The sequence below is a fragment of the Bradyrhizobium sp. LVM 105 genome (genome assembly GCF_003957705.1).
Classification (GTDB): domain Bacteria; phylum Pseudomonadota; class Alphaproteobacteria; order Rhizobiales; family Xanthobacteraceae; genus Bradyrhizobium; species Bradyrhizobium frederickii.
In genome coordinates this window covers 589368-616119 of the sequence record NZ_QZMV01000003.1, presented here as the reverse complement: position 1 = coordinate 616119, position 26752 = coordinate 589368, and the positions used below count along the sequence as shown (strand labels likewise).

25 protein-coding genes are annotated in these 26752 nt (G+C 65.5%); 4 read left to right on the top strand and 21 right to left on the bottom strand.

Annotation, left to right across the window (positions count from 1 at the left end; translation table 11 throughout):
• Window positions 1-363 precede the first annotated feature (363 nt).
• The 3 genes from D6B98_RS12400 to D6B98_RS12390 form a co-directional block, all read right to left on the bottom strand.
• On the bottom strand, window positions 364-1371 hold the full coding sequence (locus D6B98_RS12400) for an Hsp33 family molecular chaperone (protein WP_126257263.1): 1008 nt from the start codon (window positions 1369-1371) through the stop codon (window positions 364-366).
• Between the two features lie 280 nt (window positions 1372-1651).
• Window positions 1652-2587 carry an ornithine carbamoyltransferase gene (gene argF, locus D6B98_RS12395; protein ID WP_126257262.1) on the bottom strand — a complete coding sequence of 312 codons (936 nt, stop codon included), beginning with the start codon at window positions 2585-2587 and terminating at the stop codon, window positions 1652-1654.
• Window positions 2587-3795: an aspartate aminotransferase family protein gene (locus D6B98_RS12390; RefSeq protein WP_164718549.1), complete on the bottom strand. Its 1209-nt coding sequence runs from the start codon at window positions 3793-3795 to the stop codon at window positions 2587-2589. The genes argF and D6B98_RS12390 overlap by 1 nt, the downstream gene beginning before the upstream one ends.
• A gap of 458 nt (window positions 3796-4253) precedes the next feature.
• Here D6B98_RS12390 and D6B98_RS12385 point away from each other — a divergent pair, with 458 nt between their 5' ends.
• On the top strand, window positions 4254-4763 hold the full coding sequence (locus tag D6B98_RS12385; RefSeq protein ID WP_126257260.1) for a GcrA family cell cycle regulator: 510 nt from the start codon (window positions 4254-4256) through the stop codon (window positions 4761-4763).
• A gap of 236 nt (window positions 4764-4999) precedes the next feature.
• Here the strand turns inward: D6B98_RS12385 and phoB are convergent, their stop codons facing one another.
• The 14 genes from phoB to D6B98_RS12315 all read right to left on the bottom strand — a co-directional run bounded on the left by phoB (window position 5000) and on the right by D6B98_RS12315 (window position 17245).
• The gene (gene phoB, locus D6B98_RS12380; RefSeq protein WP_126257259.1) at window positions 5000-5713 is read right to left on the bottom strand and encodes a phosphate regulon transcriptional regulator PhoB; all 714 of its coding nucleotides are present in this window, start codon (window positions 5711-5713) and stop codon (window positions 5000-5002) included.
• Between the two features lie 14 nt (window positions 5714-5727).
• Entirely contained in the window at window positions 5728-6444 is a 717-nt protein-coding gene (phoU, locus tag D6B98_RS12375) for a phosphate signaling complex protein PhoU (protein WP_028138971.1), read from the bottom strand.
• Between the two features lie 11 nt (window positions 6445-6455).
• Entirely contained in the window at window positions 6456-7277 is an 822-nt protein-coding gene (gene pstB, locus D6B98_RS12370; RefSeq protein ID WP_126257258.1) for a phosphate ABC transporter ATP-binding protein PstB, read from the bottom strand.
• Window positions 7274-8119: a phosphate ABC transporter permease PstA gene (pstA, locus tag D6B98_RS12365; RefSeq protein ID WP_126257257.1), complete on the bottom strand. Its 846-nt coding sequence runs from the start codon at window positions 8117-8119 to the stop codon at window positions 7274-7276. Before pstA ends, pstB begins: the two co-directional genes overlap by 4 nt.
• 4 nt (window positions 8120-8123) lie before the next feature.
• Window positions 8124-9113 carry a phosphate ABC transporter permease subunit PstC gene (gene pstC / locus D6B98_RS12360; protein WP_164718557.1) on the bottom strand — a complete coding sequence of 330 codons (990 nt, stop codon included), beginning with the start codon at window positions 9111-9113 and terminating at the stop codon, window positions 8124-8126.
• A 175-nt stretch (window positions 9114-9288) separates the two neighbouring features.
• Window positions 9289-10302, bottom strand: a complete 1014-nt coding sequence (gene pstS / locus D6B98_RS12355; protein ID WP_126257255.1) for a phosphate ABC transporter substrate-binding protein PstS — start codon at window positions 10300-10302, stop codon at window positions 9289-9291.
• A 144-nt stretch (window positions 10303-10446) separates the two neighbouring features.
• Window positions 10447-11745: an ATP-binding protein gene (locus tag D6B98_RS12350; RefSeq protein WP_126257254.1), complete on the bottom strand. Its 1299-nt coding sequence runs from the start codon at window positions 11743-11745 to the stop codon at window positions 10447-10449.
• Window positions 11746-11789: 44 nt separating this feature from the next.
• Window positions 11790-12845 carry a lysylphosphatidylglycerol synthase domain-containing protein gene (locus D6B98_RS12345; protein ID WP_126257253.1) on the bottom strand — a complete coding sequence of 352 codons (1056 nt, stop codon included), beginning with the start codon at window positions 12843-12845 and terminating at the stop codon, window positions 11790-11792.
• A 425-nt stretch (window positions 12846-13270) separates the two neighbouring features.
• On the bottom strand, window positions 13271-13702 hold the full coding sequence (locus D6B98_RS12340; RefSeq protein WP_126257252.1) for a GNAT family N-acetyltransferase: 432 nt from the start codon (window positions 13700-13702) through the stop codon (window positions 13271-13273).
• 18 nt (window positions 13703-13720) lie between these two features.
• Window positions 13721-13948, bottom strand: a complete 228-nt coding sequence (locus D6B98_RS12335; RefSeq protein WP_126257251.1) for a SelT/SelW/SelH family protein — start codon at window positions 13946-13948, stop codon at window positions 13721-13723.
• 11 nt (window positions 13949-13959) lie between these two features.
• A complete protein-coding gene (locus tag D6B98_RS12330; protein WP_126257250.1) occupies window positions 13960-14865 on the bottom strand; it encodes a haloalkane dehalogenase in 906 nt (301 codons plus the stop codon).
• Window positions 14862-15452, bottom strand: coding sequence for a TetR/AcrR family transcriptional regulator (locus D6B98_RS12325; protein ID WP_126257249.1), 591 nt, complete (start codon window positions 15450-15452; stop codon window positions 14862-14864). The genes D6B98_RS12330 and D6B98_RS12325 overlap by 4 nt, the downstream gene beginning before the upstream one ends.
• Before the next feature lie 99 nt (window positions 15453-15551).
• A complete protein-coding gene (locus tag D6B98_RS12320; protein WP_164718548.1) occupies window positions 15552-15848 on the bottom strand; it encodes a hypothetical protein in 297 nt (98 codons plus the stop codon).
• 2 nt (window positions 15849-15850) lie between these two features.
• Window positions 15851-17245 (bottom strand): OmpA family protein, encoded by a 1395-nt coding sequence (locus D6B98_RS12315; protein WP_126257247.1) that lies wholly within the window; start codon window positions 17243-17245, stop codon window positions 15851-15853.
• 164 nt (window positions 17246-17409) lie between these two features.
• Between D6B98_RS12315 and D6B98_RS12310 the strand changes: the two genes are divergently transcribed.
• Together D6B98_RS12310 and D6B98_RS12305 are read left to right on the top strand one after the other, a co-directional pair.
• Window positions 17410-18468 carry a polysaccharide deacetylase family protein gene (locus D6B98_RS12310; RefSeq protein WP_126257246.1) on the top strand — a complete coding sequence of 353 codons (1059 nt, stop codon included), beginning with the start codon at window positions 17410-17412 and terminating at the stop codon, window positions 18466-18468.
• Between the two features lie 71 nt (window positions 18469-18539).
• Window positions 18540-19340 (top strand): SDR family oxidoreductase, encoded by an 801-nt coding sequence (locus tag D6B98_RS12305; RefSeq protein WP_126257245.1) that lies wholly within the window; start codon window positions 18540-18542, stop codon window positions 19338-19340.
• Between the two features lie 80 nt (window positions 19341-19420).
• Here D6B98_RS12305 and boxB read toward each other — a convergent pair whose 3' ends face one another.
• The 4 genes from boxB to D6B98_RS12285 form a co-directional block, all read right to left on the bottom strand.
• Window positions 19421-20872, bottom strand: coding sequence for a benzoyl-CoA 2,3-epoxidase subunit BoxB (gene boxB, locus D6B98_RS12300; protein WP_126257244.1), 1452 nt, complete (start codon window positions 20870-20872; stop codon window positions 19421-19423).
• A gap of 99 nt (window positions 20873-20971) precedes the next feature.
• Window positions 20972-22660 carry a 2,3-epoxybenzoyl-CoA dihydrolase gene (gene boxC / locus D6B98_RS12295; protein WP_126257243.1) on the bottom strand — a complete coding sequence of 563 codons (1689 nt, stop codon included), beginning with the start codon at window positions 22658-22660 and terminating at the stop codon, window positions 20972-20974.
• 187 nt (window positions 22661-22847) lie between these two features.
• Window positions 22848-23666 carry an alpha/beta fold hydrolase gene (locus D6B98_RS12290; RefSeq protein ID WP_205680479.1) on the bottom strand — a complete coding sequence of 273 codons (819 nt, stop codon included), beginning with the start codon at window positions 23664-23666 and terminating at the stop codon, window positions 22848-22850.
• A gap of 127 nt (window positions 23667-23793) precedes the next feature.
• Window positions 23794-25335: a benzoate-CoA ligase family protein gene (locus D6B98_RS12285; RefSeq protein WP_126257241.1), complete on the bottom strand. Its 1542-nt coding sequence runs from the start codon at window positions 25333-25335 to the stop codon at window positions 23794-23796.
• Between the two features lie 137 nt (window positions 25336-25472).
• Between D6B98_RS12285 and D6B98_RS12280 the strand changes: the two genes are divergently transcribed.
• A complete protein-coding gene (locus tag D6B98_RS12280) occupies window positions 25473-26381 on the top strand; it encodes a helix-turn-helix transcriptional regulator (RefSeq protein ID WP_126257240.1) in 909 nt (302 codons plus the stop codon).
• Window positions 26382-26752 lie beyond the last annotated feature (371 nt).

Here is a 26752-nt window from a genome sequence, read left to right as displayed (position 1 = left end):
CTCACAGGGACTACCCGCCCTGCCCGCGCCATCTCGTGCCGACGCTGCCGCGTCCACCGCAAGCCCGGCTCGCGAAAATGACGACCGCAAGATCGCCCCTCCTGGATGAGCCGGGATGGACGACACATACGTCAAAACCGAATTTCGGTAAAGTGGAATATTTTTGCTTGGATGGATTGACAGAGGGCGACACAGCAAGGGGTGCCGTAGCCCGGATGAGCGGAGCGACATCCGGGACAGCACGGGATGCAGGCGGGCGGCCCCGGATATCGCTCCGCTCATCCGGGCTACAGGAGCTGAGCTGCCGTCATCGAGAGATCGTGGCACGGCGCTTTGCGCCTTTGCCCACCCTACGAGAGCTCGCTACGCGTCCTCGACGCCCGCCTCGTGCGGCGTGAACTGGTAGACCGAGCTGCAGAACTCGCAGGTCACGACCACCTTGTCGTCCTTGACCATGGCGGCGCGGTCGTCGGGCGAGAAGCTCTTGAGCATCGCGGCAACCGCATCGCGCGAGCAGGAGCACTGCGCCTTGAGAACCAGCGGATTGAACACGCGCACGCCGCGCTCGTGGAACAGGCGGAACAGCAGCCGCTCGCCGGAGAGCTCGGGATCGATCAGCTCGACGTCCTCGACGGTCTCGATCAGCGAACGCGCCTCGACCCAGGCATCGTCCTCGGTGATGGCATGCACCTCGACGCCATCAGGGGCATCGCCGGGATGCAAGTCCGCCTGCCGCGCGCGCTCCGGCGCCTTCGGCAGAAACTGCATCAGCATGCCGCCGGCACGCCAGCGATGCTTGCCGCCGTCGTTGGAGCGCCACTCCTCGCCGACCGCGAGACGCACCTTGGTCGGGATCTGCTCGGAGCGCAGGAAATATTCGTGGGCGGCGTCTTCCAGGCTGCCGCCGTCGAGCGCGACCAGGCCCTGGTAGCGGCTCATGTCGGGGCCCTGGTCGATGGTCATGGCGAGATGACCGCGGCCGAGCAGCGCGCCGGAATCCCTGGCGTCGCCGAGACGCGCGGCATCGAAGCGGGCATAGGCGCGCAGGCGATCCGGCGCCTGGTAGTCCACCACCAGGAACGACACCGGACCGTCGGTCTGGGCCTGGAGGATGAAGCGCCCCTCGAATTTCAGCGCCGAGCCGAGCAGCGTCGTCAGCACGATGGCCTCGCCGAGCAGCTTGCCGACGGGCGCGGGATAATCGTGCTTGGTCAGGATGTCGTCGAGTGCCGGACCAAGCCGCACCAGGCGCCCGCGCACGTCGAGTGCATCGACCTCGTAGGGCAGCACGGCGTCATCGATCGGAACTGCGGATGGCGCGCGAACCGGGCCTTCGGACCCGGTCTTCATGTCAGGAGATTGGAAAACCATGGCGCTCTATCTGGGGTCGGAGGTGGGAAATGGAAGGGGCGCGGAGGTGGCATGTTCCGGGTGCGGGTTGAGCGGTGGCAAGCCGCCTCAAATTCGATGTCGTCCCGGGGCGCGCGAAGCGCGAGCCCGGGATCCATAACCACAGGCTGCGATTTGGCGAAGACTGTTGGCGTCGCCCAGCCTGCCACAAGAGAGATTCCGCGATATGGGTCCCTGCGTTCGCAATGCGTTCGCAGGGACGACACTTGTGTATGAGGCGGCAGCCGGGCCGCCAGCGCAGTTATTTCACCGCGTCGAAGCACCAGGCCAAGATGCCCTTTTGCGCGTGCAGGCGGTTCTCGGCCTCGTCGAACACGACCGATTGCGGGCCGTCGATCACCTCGTCGGTGACCTCCTCGCCGCGATGGGCAGGCAGGCAATGCATGAACAGCGCATCGGGCTTGGCAAGTGACATCAGCTTGCCGTTGACCTGGTAGGGCTTGAGCACGTTGTGGCGATGCTCGCCTTCCTTGTCGCCCATCGACACCCAGGTGTCGGTGACGACGCAATCGGCGCCGCGCACGGCGGCTTCCGGATCGGTGCCGAGCACGATCGGCGCGCCCGTCGCCTTGACCCAGTCGCGCATCGCCTTTTTCGGCGCGAGCTCCGGAGGCGTTGCGACGTTGAGCTGGAACTTGAAGCGCTCGGCGGCGTGCGCCCAGGACGCCAGAACGTTGTTGTCGTCGCCAGTCCAGGCCACCGTCTTGCCCTCGATCGGGCCGCGATGCTCCTCGTAGGTCATGAGGTCGGCCATCACCTGGCAGGGATGCGAGCGCCGCGTCAGGCCGTTGATCACGGGTACGGTGGCGTTGGCCGCAAGCTCCAGCAACGCATCGTGATTGAGGATGCGGATCATGATGGCGTCGACATAGCGCGACAGCACGCGCGCGGTGTCGGCGATGGTCTCGCCGCGGCCGAGCTGCATCTCGGCGCCGGTGAGCATGATCGCCTCGCCGCCGAGCTGGCGCATGCCGACGTCGAACGACACCCGCGTCCGCGTCGAGGGACGCTCGAAGATCATCGCCAGCGTCTTGCCTTCGAGCGGCCGCACCGGCTGGTGCGCCTTCTGCTTCGCCTTCATGGCGCTTGATGCGGCGAGCATGCGCTTGAGCTCCGACAAGGGCAGCTCGTTGATGTCGAGGAAGTGCTTCGGCGTCTTGTTGGGAGACTTGCTCATCAGCTTGCCGCCCGCTTGCTCTGGCCGGCCGCCAATGCGGTGCAGGCACGCTCCAGCCGCCCGACGCTGTCCTCGATCTCGGCCTCGGTGACGATCAAAGGCGGCAGGAAACGCACGACATTGTCGCCGGCCCCGACGGTCAGGAGCTTTTCGTCGCGCAAGGCGGCCACCAGATCGCCCGAGGGCACGACGGCCTTGATGCCGATCAGGAGGCCCTCGCCGCGCACCTCGTTGACGATGTCGGGATGACGGTCGATCACGGAAGCGAGCTTCTGCTTGAGCAGCAGCGACATCTTCTGCACGTGGTCGAAGAAGCCGGGCTTGAGCATGACGTCGAGCACGGCGTTGGCCGCGGAAATCGCCAGCGGATTGCCGCCGAAGGTCGAGCCGTGCGAGCCGGGGCCCATGCCGGCCGCCGCATCCGCGCTCGCCAGCACGGCGCCGATCGGGAAGCCGCCGCCGAGCGCCTTCGCCAGCGACATCACGTCAGGCGTGACGCCGGTGCGCCGATACGCGAACAGATCGCCGGCACGGCCCATGCCGGTCTGCACCTCGTCGAAGGCGAGCAGCAGGCCCTTCTCGTCGCAGAGCTGGCGCAACGCCTTGAGGAAAGCGGGCGGTGCCGAACGCACGCCGCCCTCGCCCTGGATCGGCTCGATCAGGATACCGGCGGTGTCGGGGCCGATCGCCTTCTTGACGGCGTCGAGGTCGCCATGCGGCACCTGGTCGAAGCCGTCCATCGGCGGACCGAACCCTTCGAGATATTTTGCAGAGCCTGTCGCAGCGAGCGTCGCCAGCGTGCGGCCGTGGAAGGCGCCTTCGAAGGTGATGATGCGGTAACGTTCCGGATGCCCCTTGGAGAAGTGATGATGGCGCACCAGCTTGATCACGCCCTCCAGCGCCTCGGCGCCGGAATTGCAGAAGAACACGAAGTCGGCAAAACTCTCGTTGCACAGGCGCGCAGCAAGCTTCTCGCCGTCCGGGCTCTGGAACAGGTTCGACATGTGCCACAGCTTCGTCGCCTGCTCCTGCAACGCCTTGATCAGATGCGGGTGGCAATGGCCGAGCGCATTGACGGCGACGCCCGAGGTGAAATCGAGATAGCGATCGCCATTGGTCGCGATCAGCCAGCAGCCTTCGCCGCGTTCGAAACCGAGGTTGGCCCTGGCGAAAACGGGGAGCAAATGCGGGGCTGCGCTGTTAGTCATGACGGCCACTTGATGTTGCGGACGGTGTGAGGCGTGCTTTGCGCAACGCACCATTGACCGGCCCGGAAAACGAAACGTGCCGCCTTTTAAGGGCGGCACGCGCGACCATCTTAGGCCTGGTGAAACGGGTGTCAATGCCGCCCGGAAAGCCCCGCGAAACGCTGAATCCGTAGTCTTGCGGTGCCGATTTTGCGGGTTTTTCACCACGGAACATGTGGACGCGAGTCGGCGGACTCTTGCGCGGGAGTCACGCCATATTGTAGCGTTTGGACTGTCAGATACGACATCTCGTGCAGCAGTTCTGATCCCTTAAGTCCTCATGTACCGGCGTAAACGTTCGGGCGTCTTGAGCGCGCCCGGCGAGCCTTAAGGGATTCTGGCGGCACGGGTTTTTGAAGGCTTAGACAATCGCTGCGAAGGCCCCAGGATGGCAGCCGCGCGGCGAGGGAAAGGGTGCAATGACGGTTTTGACCTGGTCCGACGATCGCGTCGAGCAGCTGAAAAAGCTCTGGGAGGCCGGACTTTCGGCCAGCCAGATCGCAGCAGAGCTCGGCAATGTGACCCGCAATGCCGTGATCGGCAAAGTGCACAGGCTCGGCCTGTCCGGCCGCGCCAAGAGCCCTTCGTCGGCCGCGCCCCGGCCGCGCAAGGCGCGTCCCGCCCAGCACATGATGCGGGTGACCCGCCCCATCGCGCGCGGCAACACCGCGCTGGCGCAGGCCTTCGAGGTCGAGATCGAGGCCGAGCCCGTCACCTACGACAACGTGGTGCCGATGAGCCAGCGGCTGTCGCTGCTCGAATTGAACGAGGCGACCTGCCACTGGCCGGTCGGCGATCCCTCGAGCCCGGATTTCTTCTTCTGCGGCGGCAAGGCGCTGTCCGGCCTGCCCTATTGCGCCCAGCACTCGCGCGTGGCGTATCAGCCGGCAGCCGATCGCCGCCGCGCACCGGCGAAGCCCACGCGGTGAGCTCGCGGAATTAACTGATCGCCTAGACTGCAGCCGTCACACGATGACGGCTCCAATGACTCGGTGTCATCCCCGCGAACGCGGGGATCCATAACCACAGGGCGCAATTGTTGCGCGAGATGGTGACTCCGAGTCTTCGCCAAACCACGTCCTGTGGTTATGGGTCCCGGATCTGCGCTGACGCTTGTCCGGGACGACACGGAGAGTGCGGCTACAGCCGCTACACCCAACGCCTGCTAACCCGACGCCTGCTCCGCCTTGGCGAAGCGATCGTCCAGTGCGTAGCCGGCGCCGCGGACGGTGCGGATCGGATCCTGCTCGCGGCCGAGATTGAGCAGCTTGCGCAGGCGGCCGATATGGACGTCGACGGTGCGCTCGTCGATGTAGATGTCGCGGCCCCAGACGCTGTCGAGCAGCTGCTCACGCGAGAACACCCGGCCGGGATGCTCCAGGAAGAACTCCAGCAGGCGATATTCGGTCGGGCCGAGATCGATCGGGCGGCCCGAGCGCGCGACGCGGCGCTTGTCACGGTCGAGCTCGATGTCGCCATAGGCGAGCACGGTGGCGAGCCGCTCGGGACTGGCGCGGCGCAAGAGGCCCTTCACGCGCGCCAGCAGCTCCGGCACCGAGAACGGCTTGACGATGTAATCGTCGGCGCCGGTCGCAAGACCCCGCACCCGCTCGCTCTCCTCGCCGCGCGCGGTGAGCATGATGATGGGCAGCTGCTTGGTCTCGGGCCGGGTGCGCAGGCGCCGGCACAGCTCGATGCCGGAGAGGCCCGGCAGCATCCAATCGAGCACGATCAGATCGGGAATGTGCTCTTTGAGGCGGGTGTCGGCGTCGTCGCCGCGCATCACCGTCTCGACGTCATAGCCGTCGCCTTCGAGGTTGTAACGCAGCAGCTCGGTGAGAGCTTCCTCGTCCTCAACCACCATAATGCGTGCGCCCATGGTGTCGTCGCTCCTTAGGTATTCGGGATCGTCGTGGCGAAGTTCGTCATGTCGCCCTTCGGCCGCTTGTCGGTGATCGCCTGGCCCTCGATCATGTAGAACACGGTCTCGGCGATGTTGGTGGCGTGGTCGCCGATGCGCTCGATGTTCTTGGCGCAGAACATCAGATGGATGCAGAACGAGATGTTGCGCGGATCCTCCATCATGTAGGTGAGGAGCTCGCGGAACAACGAGGTGCAGATCGCGTCGACTTCCTCGTCGCCCTTCCACACCGCCATCGCCGCCGGCAGATCGTGCGCGGCATAGGCGTCGAGCACCGACTTGACCTGCTGCTGCACCAGGTCGGTCATGTGCTCCAGGCCGCGGAACAGCTTGAGCGGATGGAAGTCGGTCTCCAGCGCGGCGACGCGCTTGCCCATGTTCTTGGCGAGGTCGCCGATGCGCTCGAGATCGGTCGCAACCCGCATGGCGCCGACGATCTCGCGCAGGTCCACCGCCATCGGCTGGCGGCGGGCGATGGTGAGCACGGCGCGCTCCTCGATGCGCTTCTGCAGCGCGTCGAGATCGGCGTCGATGGCGACGACGCGCTGGCCGAGCGCGACATCGCGACGGATCAGCGCATCGACGGAATCGACGATCATGCGCTCGGCGATCCCGCCCATCTCGGCGACCAGGCGGGTGAGCTCCTGGAGGTCGGTGTCAAAGGCCTTTGCGGTATGTTCAGTACCCATATTGCGTCTCCTCAGCCGAACCGGCCGGTGATGTAGTCCTGCGTCCGCCGGTCGGTCGGCGACGTGAAGATCTTGCTGGTGTCGTCGAACTCGATCAGCTCGCCGAGATACATGAAGGCGGTCTTGTCGGAGACGCGCGCCGCCTGCTGCATGTTGTGGGTGACGATCGCGATCGTGTAGTTCTCGGACAATTCCTGGATCAGCTCCTCGACCTTGGCGGTCGAGATCGGGTCGAGCGCCGAGCACGGCTCGTCGAACAGGATCACCTCGGGCCGCACCGCGACGGTGCGGGCGATGCAGAGGCGCTGCTGCTGGCCGCCGGAGAGCGACAGGCCGGAGGCGTTGAGCTTGTCCTTGACCTCGTTCCACAGCGCGCCGCCGCGCAGCGCCTTCTCGACGCGGTCGTCCATCTCGGACTTCGAGATCTTCTCGTAGAGGCGGATGCCGAAAGCGATGTTCTCGTAGATCGTCATCGGAAACGGCGTCGGCTTCTGGAACACCATGCCGACCCGGGCGCGCAGCAGGTTGAGGTCGAGCTTGGGATCGAGGATGTTGGTGTGGTCGAGCAGCAGCTGGCCGGTGGCGCGCTGCCCCGGATAGAGGTCGTACATCCGGTTGAAGATGCGCAGCAGGGTCGACTTGCCGCAGCCGGACGGGCCGATGAAGGCCGTGACGCGGTTGGTGCCGAGCGCCAGATTGATGTTCTTCAGCGCGTGGTGCTCACCGTAGTAGAAATTCAGGTTGCGCGCGGTGACCTTGGCAGGCGCCTCAGGCAGCGGCTGCGAGCCGGGATGAACGCTCGGCGCGCTGACGGAAACAGACATTTCACTCATTTTGCGGTCCTCTCGGCACCAAGGATGCGGGCGCCAATATTCAGGGCAAGCACAGTCAGGGTGATCAGCAGCGCACCGCTCCAGGCGAGCTGCTTCCAATAGGCGTAGGGGCTCTGCACGAAGTTGTTGATGGTCACCGGCAGGTTGGCCATCGTCTTGTCCAGGCCGAGGCTGAAGAACTGGTTGGACAGCGCGGTGAACAGCAGCGGCGCGGTCTCGCCGGCGACGCGGGCGGTGGCGAGCAGCACGCCGGTGATGAGGCCGGAGCGGGCCGCGCGGTAGGCGATGCGCTTGATCACCAGCGAGCGCGGCAGGCCGAGTGCGCTGGCGGCTTCACGCAGCGGGTTCGGCACCAGCAGCAGCATGTCCTCCGTGGTGCGCACCACGACCGGGATCACGATCACGGCGAGCGCCAGCGCGCCCGCGATCGCCGAGAAGCCCCGCATCGGCACCACCACCGCGCCGTAGATGAACAGGCCGATGATGATCGAAGGCGCCGAGAGCAGGATGTCGTTGATGAAGCGGATCACCGAGGTCAGCTTGTCGTTGCGGCCGTACTCGGCGAGGTAGGTACCGGCGAACAGGCCGAGCGGCGCGCCGATGCCGACGCCGATCGCGGTCATGATGATCGAGCCGACGATGGCATTGCGCAGGCCGCCGTCGGTCGAGCCCGGAGGCGGCGTGTCCGCGGTGAATAGCTCCAGGTTCAGGCCGCTGATGCCGTTGTAGAGCAGCGTGACCAGGATCAGCGCGAGCCAGGTGACGCCGAAGGCGGCGGCGGCGATGCAGAGGCCGCGGATGACGATGTCCCAGCGGCGGCGGCGTGCATAGATCGGGTTCATGGCTTCACTTCCCGGCCTTGGTTTCCAGCCGCATCAGCATCAGCCGCGCGGCCGCGAGCACGAAGAATGTCAGCACGAACAGCAGCAGGCCGAGCAGGATCAGGCCGGACTGATGCAGGCCGTCGCTCTCGGCGAACTCGGACGCGATCGCCGCCGAGATCGTGGTACCCGGGGCGAAGATCGAGGAGGAGATCCGGAACGAGTTGCCGATGATGAAGGTCACCGCCATGGTCTCGCCGAGCGCGCGGCCCAGCGCCAGCATGACGCCGCCGATGATGCCGACGCGGGTGTAGGGGATCACCACGCTGCGGACGACTTCCCAGGTGGTGCAGCCGACGCCGTAGGCGGCTTCCTTCAGGACCGGCGGCACCGTCTTGAACACGTCGACCGAGATCGAGGTGATGAAGGGCAGCACCATGATGGCGAGGATCAGCGCGGCGTTGAACAGGCTGAGATAGGACGGGGGACCTGCGAAGATCGCGCCCAGCACCGGGACGCCGTCGAAGACCCTGATCATAAAGGGCTGGAAGGTGTTGGCCAGGAACGGGCCCAGCACGAAGAAGCCCCACATGCCGTAGATGATCGATGGGATGCCGGCGAGCAGCTCGACCGCCATGCCGATCGGGCGGCGCAGCCATTGCGGGCAGAGCTCGGTGAGGAAGATGGCGATGCCGAGGCCGACGGGAATGGCGATCAGCATCGCGATGAAGGAGGTGACGAGCGTGCCGTACATCGGTCCGAGCGCGCCGAGCACGGGCGGATCGGCCGACGGCGCCCAGCGCTGCGTCCAGAGGAAGGAGAGGCCGTATTCCTTGATCGCCGGGAACGCGCCGACGATCAGCGAGATGATGATGCCGCCGAGAATGAGCAGCACCGAGATCGCGGACAACCGCGTGATCCAGTAGAAGGTGACGTCGCCGAGCTTGAACGCGCTCAAGGCCTTGGCGCGGTCATACGGTCCGGCGTCGTCGATCACATCGCTCTGAACGGCCATTTCTGCCACGCCGATCCCCTGTACCAAAGAATACACTTTTTATTGGTCTCGTGCCCCGGATGCGGTGCAGCGCGCAGCGGTGCGCCGCTGATCCGGGGCCCAGTTCTTGTGGTCCCGGCTCTGCGGAGCAGCACTTGCGTGCTGCGCCGCGTCCGGGACACGAGAGCTGATGGTCTCAGCTCTTGATCTCGGCAGCCCAAGTCTTCTCGATCTGCTGGACGACGCTGTCCGGCATCGGGATGTAGTCGAGTTCCTCGGCCGCCTTGCCGCCGTTCTTGAAGGCCCAGCGGAAGAACTTGATGGCTTCCTGCGAGGCCGCCTTGTCGGTGGCATCCTTGTGCATGAGGATGAAGGTCGCCGCCGTGATCGGCCAGGACTTCTCGCCCGGCTGCTCGGTCAGGATGACGTAATAGCCGGGCGCCTTGGCCCAGTCGGCGTTGGAGGCGGCCGCCTGGAATGCTTCGACGGTCGGCTGCACCGGCTTGCCCGCCTTGTTGACGAGGCCGGCGTAGGTCAGCTTGTTCTGCTTGGCATAGGCGTATTCGACATAGCCGATCGAGTTCTTGGTCTGGCCGATATTGCCTGACACGCCTTCGTTGCCCTTGGCGCCGACGCCGACCGGCCACTCGACCGCGGTGCCCTCGCCGACCTTGCTCTTCCAATCCGCGCTGGCCTTGGAGAGGTAGTTGGTGAAGTTGAAGGTGGTGCCCGAGCCGTCCGAACGGCGGACCACGGTGATCGCGTCCGACGGCAGCTTCAGGTTCGGATTGAGCTTCTTGATCGCGGCGTCGTCCCACTTGGTGATCTTGCCGAGATAGATATTGGCCAGCGTCTGGCCGTCGAACAGCAGTTCGCCCGGCTTCACGCCCTCGAGATTGACGACGGGGACGATGGCGCCCATCACCATCGGCCATTGCACGAGGCCGTCCTTCTCGAGCTGCTCGGCCTTGAGCGGCGCATCGGTGGCGCCGAAGGTCACGGTCTTGGCCTGGATCTGCTTGATGCCGCCGCCGGAGCCGATCGACTGGTAGTTCAGTCCGTTGCCGGTTTCCTTTTTGTAGGCGTCAGCCCACTTCGAATAGATCGGGAACGGGAACGTCGCGCCGGCGCCCGTGATGTCGGCGGCAAGCGCCACCGTCGTCGATGCGGCGACCAAGCCGGCAGCGACCATCGTCTTGAGGAAATTCATGCTGGTCTCCATACAGGGGAGCGAAGCGCAATCCGCGCCCGATCGCGCTCCCCGCGCCGCCCGTTTAGGAGCGGTCGGCTGTGCTTTTACGAAGGTTTCGTGACAGTCGGATGACAATGGCAAGCAATTGATATTGCTTGGATTTCAGGTCGCCTCGGAAGTCCTGATTTGGGGAAAACAGGCGGTGAAAGTGGCGCCCTGCTTGGGCACGCTTTCGATCAGGAGCCGGCCGCGATGGCGGTTAAGAATATGTTTCACCAGCGATAATCCGAGGCCGGTGCCGCCCTGCGAGCGACTGTCGCCGACGTCCACGCGGTAGAACCGCTCGGTCAGCCGCGGCAGGTGCTCGGGTGCGATGCCGGGGCCGAAATCGCGGACCATGATCCGGATTTCCTGAGTTCCGTCAGGGGCCGCGGCCGAGGTCAGCGACACGATGACGCGTCCGCCGGAGGCGCCGTATTTGAGGGCGTTCTCGATCAGGTTCTCGAACAGGCGGAGCAGCTCCTCGCGGTCGCCGGCGATCATCACCGGGCTATCCGGCAAATGGATCTCGACCTCGACCTGGCGCTCGCGCGCCAGCGGCTCGAGCCCGTCGGCGACCTGGCGGATGATCGGCAAGAGGTCGACCAGGGTGTCGGGCCGGACATGGGCCGACAGCTCGACCCGCGACAGCGACAACAGATCGTCGATCAGGCGCGCCATGCGCGTGGCCTGGTTGTGCATGATGCCGAGGAAGCGCTCGCGCGCCTTGGGATCGTCCTTGGCCTGCCCCTGCAGCGTGTCGATGAAGCCCGACAGCGCGGCCAGCGGCGTGCGCAGCTCGTGGCTGGCATTGGCGACGAAGTCGGCGCGCATCTCCTCGACCCGGCGCAGCGGAGTCTGGTCGTGGAAGGTCATCAGCATGCATTTGTCGGCGCCGCCGAAGCTGGTCGGCACCGGCACCGGCGTGATCATGAGCTCCATCCAGCGATCGACCGGGACATGATCGAGATAGGTCGCGCGCCGCGGCTCGGTGGTCGCGATCGCCTCGCGCAGCGCCGTGATGATCTCCGGCGAGCGCAGCGCGAACTGGGCGAGCTCGTTCCTGCGCAGCGCCGGCGCGAGCTGGGCGGCGGCGGCATTGAGGTGGATGACGCGGCCGGCGCGGTCGAGCAGCACCGCCGGATCCGGCATGCCGGCCACCACCGCAGCCACCGCCGCGCTCTCGACCGGATTGATGCGCCCGACGTCGTCACGCGAAGCGGCGGGATCATGCAGGCGCCACGGGATCAGCGCAGCGGCGGCGATGCAGAGGAATACGATCGCGGCGGGCAGCGCCGACAATTCGCCGAGCGAGACGATGACGGCCAGCGCCAGCGCCGCAGCGATCAGGATGATCGTCGAGTGCCGCAGCCGGTCGGACCAGGGCTGGGCGGAGGGAGAAGAGGGGGCGTCGATCGCCATCGGGGCGGACTTCTCCTGGGGGCTTGTCTCAAAGCTTGGCGCCGTCAGGCGCCGCTGTCGCTACGCTCTCTGACATAGGCGGCTTCGCGTGCCGGGCCGGGGTCGAGCTTGAGCGCCGCCTGCTGCAAGCGCTTCGATCGTGCGCCGATGATAACTTCGCGAAACGTCAGCAAGATTACAGAGATGACAAACGGCGACAGATAATAGAGGACGCGGAACAGCAACATGCCGCCCAGAAGCTCCTCGCGGTCCATCTGCCAGAGGCCGACCAGCATGGCGGCGTCGAACACGCCGAGCCCGCCGGGCGAATGGCTGGCGAAGCCGAGCAGCGTCGCCGACACGAAGATCACCGCGACCACCACGAAGCCGAGATTGGGCTCGTCCGGGACCAGCACGTACATCGCCAGCGCACAGAAACCGAGATCGATGATGCCGATCGCGATCTGGAGCAGCGTCAGCGGGCCGCCCGGCAGCACCACGGTCCAGGGCCCGCGGCCGACCACGCGCGGCTGGGTCCAGACCCAGGCCACGTAACCGACCAGGCTTGCGATGATCATCAGCGCCAGCGTCCGGTTCAGCCACGGCGGCAGCTGATCGATCGAGGCGGCGGCCTCGGGATGATAGGCGATGCCGAGGCCGAGCACGGCGGCATTGCCGAGCCAGAAGGTCAGGCCGGCGAGAAAACAGATCTTGGCGACGTCGATCGCGTTCAGCCCATAGGCCGAATAGATGCGATAGCGCACCGCGCCGCCGGTGAAGACGGAGGCGCCGACATTGTGGCCGATCGAATAGCTGGTGAAGGCGGCGAGCGCGTTGATGCGATAGGGCACATTGGGACGGCCGATCGCGCGCACGGCGAACAGGTCGTAGAAGGTCAGGGTGAAATAGCCCGCGGCGACGAACAGCGCCGCCATCGCAATCTGGCTCGGCTCGGTGCTCTTGATTGCCTCGAGGACCTCGTTGAAGTCGATGCCGCGCAGCATGTGGTAGAGCACATAGCAAGCGATGCCGATGACCGCGACGCTGATCACAACGCCAAGCTTATGCAGGATTTGCTTCTCGCGCAGAAACGACGTCGCCCTGCGTATGGCTTCCAGCATCTAGACCTCGAACAACGCTTCAGCGGCCAGAACGGCCGGCGGACAGACGGACGGCGCACAGGCACGCGACGACCCCTCGCCGCCGGCTCCGGCATCGCGCATGCCCCCTGCCTCTCCACTAGCGCGTTTTGAGCCGGAGTGGAATTCGCCAATTCGAACAAAAACACGTGCCTTCAATATTTTAGGCAGGGTCTTGGCTCCTGATGCAGGGTTTGGCGCCTTCGGCGGCAAGCTTGAGGCGAATCTCCTTGGCAATCCTGCGCAGACGCCATGAAGTTTTGATGATTTCGGCCGCACAATGTTCCGTCACGCCTTAAGCCGACGTCAATCTATGGACGGCGCCCGCCTGTTGAAAGAGGGGCATCCTGGGCATCGTTCGCGAATTGTCCCGATGCGCCGGAAGGTCGCGGGGCCGTGACCTGCCCTCAAGGCGCGGTCAGATAGCCGCGGCGATAGGCGCCGGCCTGATCGTCGAAGATCGCCATGGCGGTGGTCATCCGCCTGAAGCCCAGGCGCTCGTAAAACCCTTCCTTGCCGGGCACGGCATAGAGGATGATCTTGCGATGGCCGCGGCAACGCACAAGCAGACGTTCGATGATGTCGCGGCCAAGACCCTGCCCCTGGCGGTCCGGGTGGACGGCAATATCGCAGAGATAGGCGCAGTCGCGGCCGTCGGCCAGCACGCGCCCCGCTCCGACGATGCGGCCGTCCTCCATGGCGAAGGCGCGAAACATGCTGTTGCCGAATACCAGCGCAAGGTCGGCCGGCGTCTTGTTGCCGAGCGGGGCGATCCGATAGAGCTCGGACAGCTCGTCCCAGTCGGTCCCGGCGAGATCGTCAACCCAGACGATCGACATTGCGAAAACCCTCCCGGCTCATTCCCGCGCGGCGTTGACGGCAGCGACGATGTCGTCGCCGTCAGGAAAATGGCCTTTGCTGCGGCTGGCGACGATCCGGTCGCCGAGCTTGACCTGGAAAATACCGCCCTTGCCGGGGACGAGATCGGCGTCCAGCCCCAGCTGTCGGCGCAGCGCTGCAGCCACCTCTTTGGCGCGCTTCTCGTAGCCGCACGGGCGGCAATAGATGATGGTCACCTCCGACATCCCGCCCTCCGTCAGGCCGCAAGCTGCCGGCGCACAGCTTCGATGCCGGCGATCCAGCCGGCCAGGGAACGGCCGATCGCGTCGGAATGATCCTCCTGGAGGTAGTGCCGGCCGGGCCCGAGGCGGACGAGCGCGCAGTGCTGGAGCGAGGCCGCGAACGTCGCGGCGAACTCGGGCGTAACGACCGCGCCCGGATCGCCCGCGAACAGCAGCTTCGGATATGAGGACGCCTTCAGCGAGGCGTGAGCCGATTGCAGCGCCTGATAGACATCGGCGGGCTCGCCGGCGATCGGCAGTTCACGCGGGAATGCCAGAACCGGACGGCGGCTCGCCGGGGTGGGAAAGGGCGTGCGATATGGCGCCATCTCGCCTTCGCTCAAACTGCGCAGGATGCCCGCCGGCAACACGCGTTCGACGAAGGCGTTCGCGTCCAGGATCATGGCCTCCCCCTCGCCCGGCGTCCTGAATTTGCGGAACGTCTCGCGCGCAGCTTCGACCTGGTGGAAATCCTGCCAGGTCGGCATCGGCCGGATGAACTCCATGAAGGCAAGGCCGCGTACCAGCGCCGGCCGGCGCGCCGCCAGATGAAACGCAAGCGCCGTGCCCCAGTCCTGCGCAACGAGATAGGCGGAGGAAATGCCGAGCTGTTCGATCAGCGCGTCGAGATAACGCACATGGTCGACGAAGCGGTAGGCGACGTCGGGCTTGCCGGAGCGGCCGAAGCCGATGAGATCGGGCGCAATGCAATGCGCCACCGGCGCCACCAACGGCAGGATGTTTCGCCAGATGTGCGACGAGGTCGGATTGCCGTGAAGGAAAAGCGCGACCGGCGCGTCCTGCGCGCCCGTCTCGCGATAGGCCATCGTGCTTCCCAGCACGGCGGCGCTGCGGATCTGAATCTCGGCTTGCTGGCTCATGTCGGCTCCTTGAAGACAGTCTTGAATGCGATGGTCTTGAAGCGCTCGAGCGCCTGGGGCGTGCGGTCGACCTTCATGCGCAGGATCGCGCCCTGCCAGGACGCGAGCAGGAAGTCGGCAAGCTCCTCAGGCGCGAATTCGGAATCGATCTCGCCGCTTTCCTGCGCCTCGCGGATGCAGGCGGCGAAGGGCATGCGCCACTCGGCAAATATTTCAGCAAGGCGGGCGCGCAGCATCTCGCTGCTGCCGGCCGCTTCCAGACTGAGATCGCCGATCAGGCAGCCGCGTCCGTAGCCGTCGGCTGCGAGCCGTCCGGTGATGATGTCGAGATAGCGCTTGAGCCGCGCCCGCGGGGTCAGCGAGCCGTCTTCGAGGGCCTCCGCGACCAATCCCTTCGTGATCTCGAAATAGCGATCGAGCACCTCCGAGGCGAACGCTTCCTTGGAGCGGAAATGATTGGTGAAGGACCCCTGTGGCGCGCCCGCCGCGGCGGTGACATCGCGCACGCTGGTGCCGTGATAGCCGGTCCGGAACATGACCTTGAGGCCGGCGTCGAGGATGGCGTCTTTGAGCGAGGGCTTGGGCATGAGGGAATAATACGTACGTACGTATTATTGTCAATCACTGACATTTTCCGCCGGATGGCGACCCATGTCGGGACAATGGGGGAGCTTGGTGGCGGAGCCTCAGCCGGTCCGCATGCTGCGCGCGACCACGCGGTCGCGCAGCCAGGCGCCGATGGTGCAGCCGACGAGGTAGCAGGCGAACATGATCAGGCCGAGGTCGAGCCAATAGCCGAAGCGGCCGGGGACCACATGGGCGAACGAGGCCGCGACCAGCGCGGCGGCGAGCGCGGCGAGCCAGCGCGCGGTCACCTTCGAGGTGCCGTTGCCGCGCTGGACCACCGAGATCCAGCCCATGCAGAAGCCCAGCAGCACCGAGCCGATCAGCCAACCCAGATGGAACGAGACGAGATAGGGCATCGTCACCTCACCAGAAATTCGATGCGGCGGTTCTGCGCCTTGCCGTCGTCGGTATCGTTGCCGGCGACGGGCTGCGTGCTGCCATGGCCAACCGCGGTGAAGCGGCTCGCGGGCAGGCCGGCCCTGACCAGATAGTCAATCACCGCCTGCGCGCGCTTCTCGGAGAGGGCCCGGTTGAAGCCGTCCTCGCCGTCGGCATCGGTATGCCCGGCAACCTCGATATTCACGGCAGGGCAACGCAGCGCCGTCTCGATCAGATGATCGAGGATGCCGGCGGAATCCGGATCGATGTCGGCACGCTTGGGCGTGAAGCGGATCTTGCCCTTGGCCAGCAGGTCCGTGAACAATTGCTGGCACACGGTGCCGTCGACCGGCCCTGGCGCAGGCTTCACGGTGATCTCCGGCTTGTACTGCCAGTTCTTCGGGAAGTCCTTGCCGAGCCCTGCACGGATCTCGTTGGCGGCCCCCTCGTAGAGCGCATCGCCCGACAGCTTCACCTCGCGATCAGACACGACGAGCGTGCCGGTCGACAGCCGCGACAGCGCGCCGAGCGCGGCGACCACGGCCGTGTTGAAGGAGCCGGGGGCGCCGAGGCTGGCCTTGAGATTGTCGACCACCTTCTCGGTGAAGAACTTTCGCCCGGCGCTGGTGGCGATCGCCGCATGCACATTGTTGTCGGGGACGTAGCCGGTCAGCGTCACGGTCGCCGCGACCGGATCCTTGTAGGCCTGGAAGATGTAGGGCGGGGCCTTGACGTCGTTGGCGGCGACCGAAAAGCCCTCCGGCAGGTTCTTCAGCGCGGCTGCGATCGCCTCGCGGCCGCCGAGCTCGCGCGCCATGCCCGACAGATTGACCTTGGTATCCGTGATCGTGATCTTGCCGTCCTTCAGCTTGCCGATCTGGTCGAGCAGCAGCATCGCGGCGGCTTCGAACCGCGGCGGCGCACCGCGCGCCAGCCCCATCTGGTCGGCCACCTCGGCCCCGCCGATCTCCTTGCGGGCCGCCTCGGTCAGCCGGCCCTTGATCGACGGCAGCGGCGCGGAGCCCGACAGCGTCACCCGCACCACGTCGCGCTCGGCGTTCCAGACGAACGGTTGGGCTTCGGGAACAAGCCGGGTCCGGTCGTCGACCAGGCGCACGCCCGGAACAGTCTCGACCGCCGTCACGGCGTCGCGGCGCCCCTCCTCGGAGAACGCGTCCGCGACCAGGCTGACGTCGCGGCCGTCGACCGCGATCCGGGTCTTGTCCAGAACGGTCCCCTTCAGCGCCGCCGAGCTGCGGGCCGACAGGTCGGCCTCCACCGGTAAGGTGTTATTCCAGGCCGCAAATCCCCACATGACGGCCAGGGGAATCAGCCCCGGCCACCATTTGCTGGCCCACCTGAAAAGCTTCTGCATTCGACGACCCGAACTCTGGAACCGGAGACAAAACAAACCCTTGGCAGGCTGTCAAACCGGAAATGGCGCCCTTCCGAAGGCACGGCCTGGACAATCGGAATAACTTTTTCTTCAAGGGTTCTTCCGTAAGTTGAGGACGGAATGCCAGAGTCCGCCGACGGGTCATGAAACAACTGCGTAACAACGTCATCCGCGCCGGGCTGGGAGCACTCTATTTCAGCGGGGCACACCATCTGCTGCGCCCGCTCTTGTCCGGCGTCGGTGCCATTTTCATGCTGCACCACGTGCGGCCGGCCCGCGAGGCCGCGTTCCAGCCGAACCGGCATCTCGAGGTCACCCCCGAATTCCTGCGCGCGACGCTGTGCCATTTGCGCGCGAGCGATATCGACATCGTCACCATGGACGAGCTGCATGAGCGGCTGGTGCAGGGCCGCTTCGACCGCCGCTTCGCCGCCTTCACCTTCGACGACGGCTACCGCGACAATCTGGACCACGCGCTGCCGGTGCTGCGCGAATTTGACGCGCCGCTGACGGTCTATGTCGCGAGCGATTTTGCCGAAGGCACGGGACGGCTGTGGTGGACGGCGCTGGAGGCCGTGGTCGCCAAGGCCGAGCAGGTCGACGTCAGAATCGGCCATTCCGCGCTGCGGCTCGATGCGACGACGCCGGCGGCCAAGCAGGCCGCGTTCGACCGCCTGCACGACTGGCTGCGCGCGCTGCCGGGCGAGCATGACCTGGCGCGGGAGATCGAGGCGCTCTGCACGGCGTACGACGTCGACATGGCGGCGCTGTGCCGCAACCTCTGCCTGTCCTGGCCCGAGCTGAAGACATTTGCCGCCGATCCGCTGGTCACGATCGGCGCGCATAGCGTCAGCCATTGCAACCTTGCCAAGCTGGCGGAAGACATCGCCGCACAGGAGCTGGCCGTGAGCCGGGCGCGGATCGAGCAGGCGCTAGAGTGCCCCGTGCTGCACCTCGCCTATCCCTATGGCGACCGCGAGGCGGCGGGGCTGCGCGAATTCGGCCTGGCTGCGACGGCCGGCTTCAAGACCGCGGTGACGACGCGGCCCGGCATGCTGTTTGCCGAGAATGCCGGCCAGATGACGGCGCTGCCGCGCGTCTCGCTCAACGGCAATTACCAGGACGCGCGAATCCTGCCGGTGCTGACCTCGGGCGCCGCGACCGCGATGTGGAACGGCTTCCGCCGGATCGCGGCGGCGTAGCTGCGCTCCGCTAGCGGAGATTGACTCCCCTTCCCGCCCCGCCCAAAACAGCGCCAACCAAGGGAGGCACCATGTTCAACGACCTGTTCTCGCTCAAAGGCCGCGTCGCGCTGGTGACCGGCGGCTCGCGCGGCATCGGCAAGATGATCGCGGCGGGATTTCTCAGCGCCGGCGCCGCAAAGGTCTACATCACCGCGCGCAAGGCGGGGCCGTGCGAGGCGACCGCCAGGGAGCTCACCGCGCAATATGACGGCGAATGCATCGCGCTGCCGATCGACATCTCCACCGTCGAAGGCTGCGACAGGCTCGCCGGCGAGATCATCAAGCTGGAGCCGAAGCTCGACATCCTCGTCAACAACGCCGGCGCTGCCTGGGGCGCGGAGTTCGACGAATTCCCCGAAAGCGGCTGGGACAAGGTGATGGACCTCAACGTCAAGTCGCTGTTCTTCCTGACCAAGGCGCTGGCGAAACCGCTGCGCGCGGCCGCAAGCGCAGAACGTCCGGCCAAGGTGATCAACATCGCCTCGGTCGACGGCATCTTCGTCAACCCCGGCGAGACGTATTCCTACGCCGCCAGCAAGGCCGCGGTGATCCACCTGACGCGGCGCCTGGCGACCAAGCTGATCAAGGACAACATCAACGTCACCGCGATCGCGCCGGGCGCCTTCAAGTCCGACATGAACCGGGCCGCGCGCGACCACGCCGACGAGGTCGCACAGCGCATCCCGTCGCGGCGCATCGGAAGCGACGAGGACATGGCAGGTGTGGCGATCTATCTCGCCTCGCGCGCGGGCGATTACGTGGTCGGCAACACCATCGCCGTCGACGGCGGCGTGGTGTACGCGAATGCGGGCCTGGAGATTGCGGGATGAGAAGCGCGAATGGCGAGTAGCGAATGGCGAATAGACGCTCGCCCATTCGCTACTCGCCATTCACCATTCGCCAACTTTCTTTACGACTCGATCTTCACGTACTCGAAATCGCCCGGCTTGTTGTCGATGCCGACCTTCGGCGGCGAGATCCAGGAGGCGTACTTGCCGGTCTCGGTGACGGGCTGCATCAGCGAGGTGATGAAGTCGCCGTCGTTGGCCGAGGGCAGCCATTCGTCCTTGCGCCTGGCCCAGGTGGCGTCGTCGATCAAGATGCCGTCGGGCGTGGCGTGCACGTCCTTGAATTCGCCGATGTGGCGGTGGAAGGCGACGTTGGGCAGCTTGAGCTGAAAATCATAGCCCGCGGTCGAGATCACCTTGTTCCAGCGCAGCATGCCCTTGACACAATCCTGGCTGTAATCGTCGCGCAGCCGCATGTTGAGCGCGGTCAGCGCGGGCTCGTCGACCAGCTTGATCTCTCCGTTGATCAGCTTGAGCACCGGATAGGTGGAATTCTTGAGCTGGTGATCGTCCTCGATCTGGGTTTCGTGATAGCGGCCCTTGATGCCGGCGTTGAAGGCGTTGGCCGCGTTGGTCGAGACCTCCGAGCCGAACAGGTCGAGCGACAGCGTGTAGTGCAGGTTCAGCTTCTTCTGGATGGTCGGCAGGTCGATCACCCCGAGCGCGCGCACCTTTGCGATATCGGTGGGATCGGTGATGCCGGCGGCCTTCATCGCATCGCAGGTGCGCTGCACGACGCGGGTGATGCCGGTCTCGCCGACGAACATGTGGTGCGCTTCCTCGGTCAGCATGAAGCGGCAGGTGCGCGACAGCGGATCGAAACCGGACTGCGCGAGCGAGTGCAGCTGCATCTTGCCGTCGCGGTCGGTGAAGTAGGTGAACATGAAGAAGGACAGCCAGTCCGGCGTCGCCTCGTTGAAGGCGCCCAGCATGCGCGGCGCGTCGGCATCGCCGGAGCGGCGGCGCAGGAGATCATCGGCTTCCTCGCGGCCGTCGCGGCCGAAATATTTCTGCAGCAGGTAGACCATCGCCCAGAGGTGACGACCTTCCTCGACATTGACCTGGAACAGATTGCGCATGTCGTAGAGCGAGGGCGCGGTCTTGCCGAGATGGCGCTGCTGCTCGACCGAAGCCGGCTCGGTATCGCCCTGGATCACGATCAGGCGGCGCAGCATGGCGCGATGCTCGCCCGGGACTTCCTGCCAGGCCGGCTCGCCATAATGCTCGCCGAACGGCACGACGCGGTTCTCTTCCTGCGGCGCAAGCAGGATGCCCCAGCGATATTCGGGCATGCGCACATAGTCGAACTTGGCCCAGCCGCGCGGATCGACGGAGTACGCCGTGCGCAAGTAAACCAGCGATTCCTGGAAGCCTTCCGGCCCCATGTCGCTCCACCAGTCCATGTAGCCGGGATGCCAGCCTTCCAGCGCTTTCAGCACCTGACGGTCTTCGGCGAGATTCACGTTGTTCGGAATCTTGGTCGAGTAGTCGACGTTCATGATGTTCATGTTCATGGTGACCTCCCGTGGGGGACTGACTCGTTGAAGGGGCGAATAGCGAATGGCGAGTAGCGAATGAAATTCCCCTATTCGCCATTCGCCACTCCCTATTCGCTAGACTCGCGTCATATCGAATTTCGGCTTCTGGCCGCTGCCATAGCGGCGTAGCGCGCCTTCCTCCCCGACCGCGTTCGGGCGCTGGAAGATCCAGTTCTGCCAGGCCGTGAGGCGCGCGAAGATCTTTGATTCCATGGTCTCGGGGCCGACGAAGCGCAGGCTCGCCTCCATGCCGGTGAGGCTGTCGGGCGAGAAGCTGGCGCGCTCCTCCAGGAAGACGCGAACCTCGTCGTCCCAGTCAATGTCGTCGAGCGCGAAGGTGACGAGGCCGAGCTCCTCGGCCTGCTCGGCGTCGAGGCTGGTGCCGAGCGTTGCTTCCACGCGCTCGACATCGGAGGGGTCGGCCTGGAAGCGCGACTGCAGCCGGGTCAGCCCATGGCTCATCGGGTAGGGGCCGAAATTCATCGCGGACAGCTCGATCGAGGGCGGCGGACGGTTGTCGCCCTGGCGCGTGCCGATCAGCATGTAGGAGCGGTCGGCTGCGAAGACGAGCTCGGCGAGGGTGCCGGCAAAGCAGGAGCCGGGCTCGACCAGCGTCACCAGCGTGCGCGAGGTGACGTCGATGCGCTTCAGCACGCGCTTCCAGTAATGCCTGATTTCGTTGACCAGCCAATGCGCCTTGTTGGCTTCGAGGAAGGCGTCGTGCGCGAGCACATGAGCGCGGTCGCCATGGCTCTTGAAGACGAGCATCGCGATCTCGAGCTCGTTGATGCGCAGATGCAGGATGGCGTCGTCGAGCTCGCGCGCCACCCGGAGCGGCCAGAACGAGGCGCCCTGCGCCATCATGCCGTCGATGTCGGCAGGCGGCGCGGCCTCCGGCGCCTTGATCGAGATGGTGGCGATGCGGGCCGTGCGGTCGATGTCGACCGTGACGAAGCCGTAGCGGATGCTGGTGTCGTCGATCAGGCGCTTGAGCGGCGTCAACGCGATGCCCTTGCCGCTGCCCTTGCGCTTCGAAGCGGCAGCAAATTCGCTGGCACGCTCGGCGATCTTGGCCTCGAGCTTGGAGTTCGGCGCGATCTCGTCGACGAGGCGCCATTGCACGGCGCGCTTGCCCTTCACGCCTTCCTCGATGGTGCAGAAGAAATCGGCGTGATCGCGGCGCACCTTGCGCTTGTCGACAACGCGCGTGAGGCCGCCGGTGCCCGGCAGCACCGCGAGCAGCGGCACTTCGGGCAGCGCCACGGCGGAGGAGCCGTCGTCGGCGAGAATGATGTGGTCGGTGGCGAGCGCCAGCTCATAGCCGCCGCCGGCGGCCGAGCCGTTCACCACGGTGATGAAGCGCTGGCCGGAATTCTCCGAGGAATCTTCCATGCCGTTGCGGGTCTCGTTGGTGAACTTGCAGAAGTTCACCTTGTGGGCATGGGTGGAGCCCGCGAGCATGCGGATGTTGGCGCCGGCACAGAACACGCGGTTCTTGGCCGAGCGCATCACCACGACCTTGACCTCGGGATGCTCGAAGCGCAGGCGCTGGATCGCGTCGGCAAGCTCGATGTCGACGCCGAGATCGTAGGAATTGAGCTTGAGCAGGTAGCCCTCGAACAGGCCGCCATTCTCGTCGACGTCCATGGTCAGCGTCGCGACGTCGCCGTCGACCGCCAGTTTCCAGTGCTTGTAGCGGGACGGTTCGGTCTGGAAATCGATGAATGTCGCGCCGCCTGCGAGGCGCCGATCTTCCCCGGCCATGGGTCATCCCTGAGCTTGATTATGCATTTTCGCCGTAGCGTTAGATGCACAATAGTGCATATTTTCGAGCGCGTCTAGCCCTTAACGGAGCTCACATGCATTTTGTTTCATCCCAGGGAAGACAGCGGCGGACGCTCCAATCCCGTTGCTGTTCAGCGCGTTCGGTTCTGCCAGACCGCTGCCATCCTCACGCGGCGCGGCCTTGCAGTCCCTCATCATCGCGCAGCGCCGCTCTCGCGAACTGCTCCATCGCTTCCAGCGTCGCCCCAGGCGCCTCACGATGCGGCGAATGGCCGGCGCCCGAAATGATCTTCACGTCGACCGGGCAGTAGCACTCTTCCTGCGCGATCTCGACCTGACGCAGGGTGCCGTACTGGTCATCCCCGCCCTGAACGATCAGGACAGGCACGCGGATATAGGCGAGGTATTCGGAGATGTCCCAGTCGCGGAATTTGGGATCGAGCCAGGCACCGTTCCAGCCGTAGAAGGCGTTGTCGACGTCCTTGTGCCAGCGCGCGAGCTTTGCCTTGAGGTCCGTGGTCTCGAACGTCGTCTTGATCTCGGCGATGGATTTCACCGAGAGGTCCTCGACGATGAAGTGCGGGGCGATCAATCCGATGCCATGCAAACGGTGATCCTGGTGCGAACCGGCATAGATCGCCGCGATCGAGGCACCGTCCGAATGGCCGAGCAGGAGGCCGCGCTTGAACGGAATAGCGTCGAGGATTTTCGGCAGCACGTCCAGCGCCTCGCGCTGCATGTAGTCGAGCGGCCGCGGCAACGGCACGGGGCTCGATTGGCCGTAGCCCGCGCGCGAATACGCGAAGATGCCGGCACCGGTGGCCTGCTGGAGCTTCTCGGGGAAATCACCCCAGAGGCCGACAGAGCCGAGGCCCTCATGCAGCATCACGATCGTGGGCGCGTCGGTGACTAGCGGCGCGAACCATTTGTATTCGAGGCTGGCGCCGTTGATGCTGAGAAAGCCGGTGGGAGGAAGATTGGTCATCCTGTCGTTTCCATTCATTCCGTCATTCCGGACAACTCGCAAAGCGAGTTGATCCGGAATCTCGAGGTTGGAGTCCATCGCTCGAGATTCCGGGTTCGCGCTTCGCGCGCCCCGGAATGACGAGCGACTAATGCGCCCCCTCCCGCAGCTTGAACCGCTGGATCTTCCCGGTCGCCGTCTTCGGCAAGGACTCCACCACGTCGATCCAGCGCGGATATTTCCACGGGCCGATCTTCTGCTTGACGTGCTCCTTCAGCATTTCCTGGAGATTGCTCGTCGTCGCGCCCGGGCGCAGCACGACGAACGCCTTCGGCTTCAGCAGGCCTTCCGGATCGGCTTCCGGCACGACGGCCGCTTCCAGCACGGCGGGATGCGAGATCAGCGCGCTCTCGACCTCGAACGGCGAGACCCAGATGCCGGAGACCTTGAACATGTCGTCGGCGCGGCCGCAGAAGGTGTAGCGGCCCTCGGCGTCGCGGACATATTTGTCGCCGGTGCGGGTCCAGGGGCCTTCAAACGTGCGGCGGCTCTTGTGGCGCTGATTCCAGTAGCCCTCACCGGCGGAGGGCGCATCGACCAAGAGCTCGCCGACCTCGCCGTCGGCGACGTCCTGCCCGGCTTCGTTGACGAGCCGGACCGCATAGCCTGGCACCGGCTTGCCGGAGGAGCCGTATTTGATGTCGCCGGGCGCATTCGACAGGAAGATGTGCAAGAGCTCGGTCGAGCCGACGCCGTCGAGGATGTCGACGCCGAAGCGCGCCTTCCAGTTGTTGCCGACCGATTCCGGCAGCGCCTCGCCGGCCGAGGTGCAGATGCGCAGGGCCTTGCCGCCGCGCTCGCTTTTCATGGTCTCGTCGTTGAGCATCGCCGCGAACAAGGTCGGCACGCCGTAGAAGATCGAGGGGTTGTAGCGGTTCATCAGATCGAACATGCGCGCCGGTGTCGGCCGCTCGCTGTTGAGGATCACGCTGGCGCCGACCGACATCGGGAAGGTCAGCGCATTGCCGAGGCCATAGGCGAAGAACAGCTTTGCGGCGGACAGACACACATCGCTCTCGCGGATGCCGAGCACCTGCTTGGCGTAGGTGTCGGCGGTCGCCTGCAAATTGGAATGGATATGGCGCACGCCCTTGGGCATGCCGGTCGAGCCCGACGAGTAGAGCCAGAACGCCGGCTCGTCAGGATGCGTCGCGGCGGTGGTGAACTGGTCGCTCTCGCCGGCAATCTCCTCCGCGAGTTGCTTGTGGCCGTTCTGCTTGGCGCCGGAGACCACGACATGCTCGAGATCGGGCATGCGGCCGACGACGTCCTTGATGACGGGATAGAGCGCTTCGGAGACGAACAGCACGCGCGCGCGGCAGTCGGCGAGGATGTAGGCGTATTGGTCCGCCGTCAGCAGCGTGTTCAGCGGCACCGGCACGATGCCGGCGCGGATCGCGCCCAGGAACACGACCGGAAAGTCGACCGTATCCAGCATGATCATCGCCACGCGCTCCTCGCGGCGGACGCCGAGCCGGCGCAGCATGTTGGCGGCGCGGCGGGTCTGTTGCTGGAGCTCGCCATAGGTGAGCCGCGAGACGGTGTCGTCGAAGGCCAGCTTGCTGCCCCGGCCCTCCTCGACGTTACGGTCGAGCAGCCAGGTCACCGCGTTATAGGATCCCTCGCTCACGGACTTCTCCCCCGAATTTAGAATTATAATTCATAGAAAGACACCGCGGTCGCTTGCTGTCAATGCCAGCAGGCACTATGTTTCATTAAATTGCGCCGCAGGACAACCTTCAAGAAGACATCCCCTAAAGAAGGCTCATGACCGACAGTCCCGACGCCGAATCCCGATTCCTTGAACAGCTCGGCCAGCGCGTGCGCACCATGCGCGCGTTGCGCGGCATGTCGCGCAAGGTGCTCGCCAAGGTATCCGGTATCTCGGAGCGCTACATCGCGCAGCTCGAAAGCGGCAAGGGCAATGTCTCCATCGTGCTGCTCCGCCGCGTCTCCGACGCGATGGGCGCGCATCTCGAAGACCTGCTGCCCTCGGCCGAGCCGACACCGGACTGGCAGATGTTTCGCGATCTCTTGCGCAAGGCGACGCCGGCGCAGATCGCGCAAGCCAAGGATCTGCTCGCCGGCGGCAGCGCAACCGCGCCGCGGCGTGCGCCGTTCTGCGGCATCGCGCTGATCGGCCTGCGCGGCGCCGGCAAATCCACGCTCGGCAAGATCCTGGCGAAGAAGGTCGGCTGGAGCTTCGTCGAGCTCAACAAGGAGGTCGAGCAGCAGAACGGGCTCTCGGTCGCCGAGATCATCGCGCTGTACGGCCAGGAGGGCTTTCGCCGCATGGAGCAGGCGGCGCTGCAACAGCTGCTGGCGCGCAACGAGCTGATGGTGCTGGCGACCGGCGGCGGCATCGTCTCGGAGCCCCTGACCTTCGACCAGATCCTGACCTCGTTCTACACGATCTGGCTCAAGGCCGAGCCCGAGGAGCACATGGCCCGAGTCCGTCGCCAGGGCGATCTGCGTCCGATGGCGGACGACCGCTCCGCCATGGCGGAGCTGCGCAACATCCTCTTGAGCCGCGAGCCGCTGTATTCGCGCGCGACGGCAGTGGTCGATACCGCCGGCCTCTCCGTCGATGCAGCCGCCGCGCGGCTGGTCGAGGCCGTGCGGCCGGTGCTGCAGAACGAGGCCCGCAGCTTCGGACTGCGGAGTGTGGCGCTGTAGGGAGAGTTGTCAGCTCCGATCTCCGCTACGTTCCCTCCCCCCTTGCGGGGGAGGGTTAGGGAGAGGGGTCCACACGGGGACTCCATCCTTCACGCAACACGTTCGTTCTTCGCCACAACGAACACCTTTTCCTGGGCACCCCTCTCCCCCGCCCTCCCCCGCAAGGGGGGAGGGAACGCAGTAGTGCGCGCTGAAGCACTTCGTATCCCTTTTCGTTCCGTAAATGGACGATATGAAGAGCAGCCAACTTCGGGCTTCAATAATGACCTCCACCGACGTCAGCACTTCCATGTTCGAATGGATCTGCGGCAGCGCTGCGATCGAGGCGCCTCGGCGCAATTCGAACGCGCACCATGCACCTTGTGCGATTT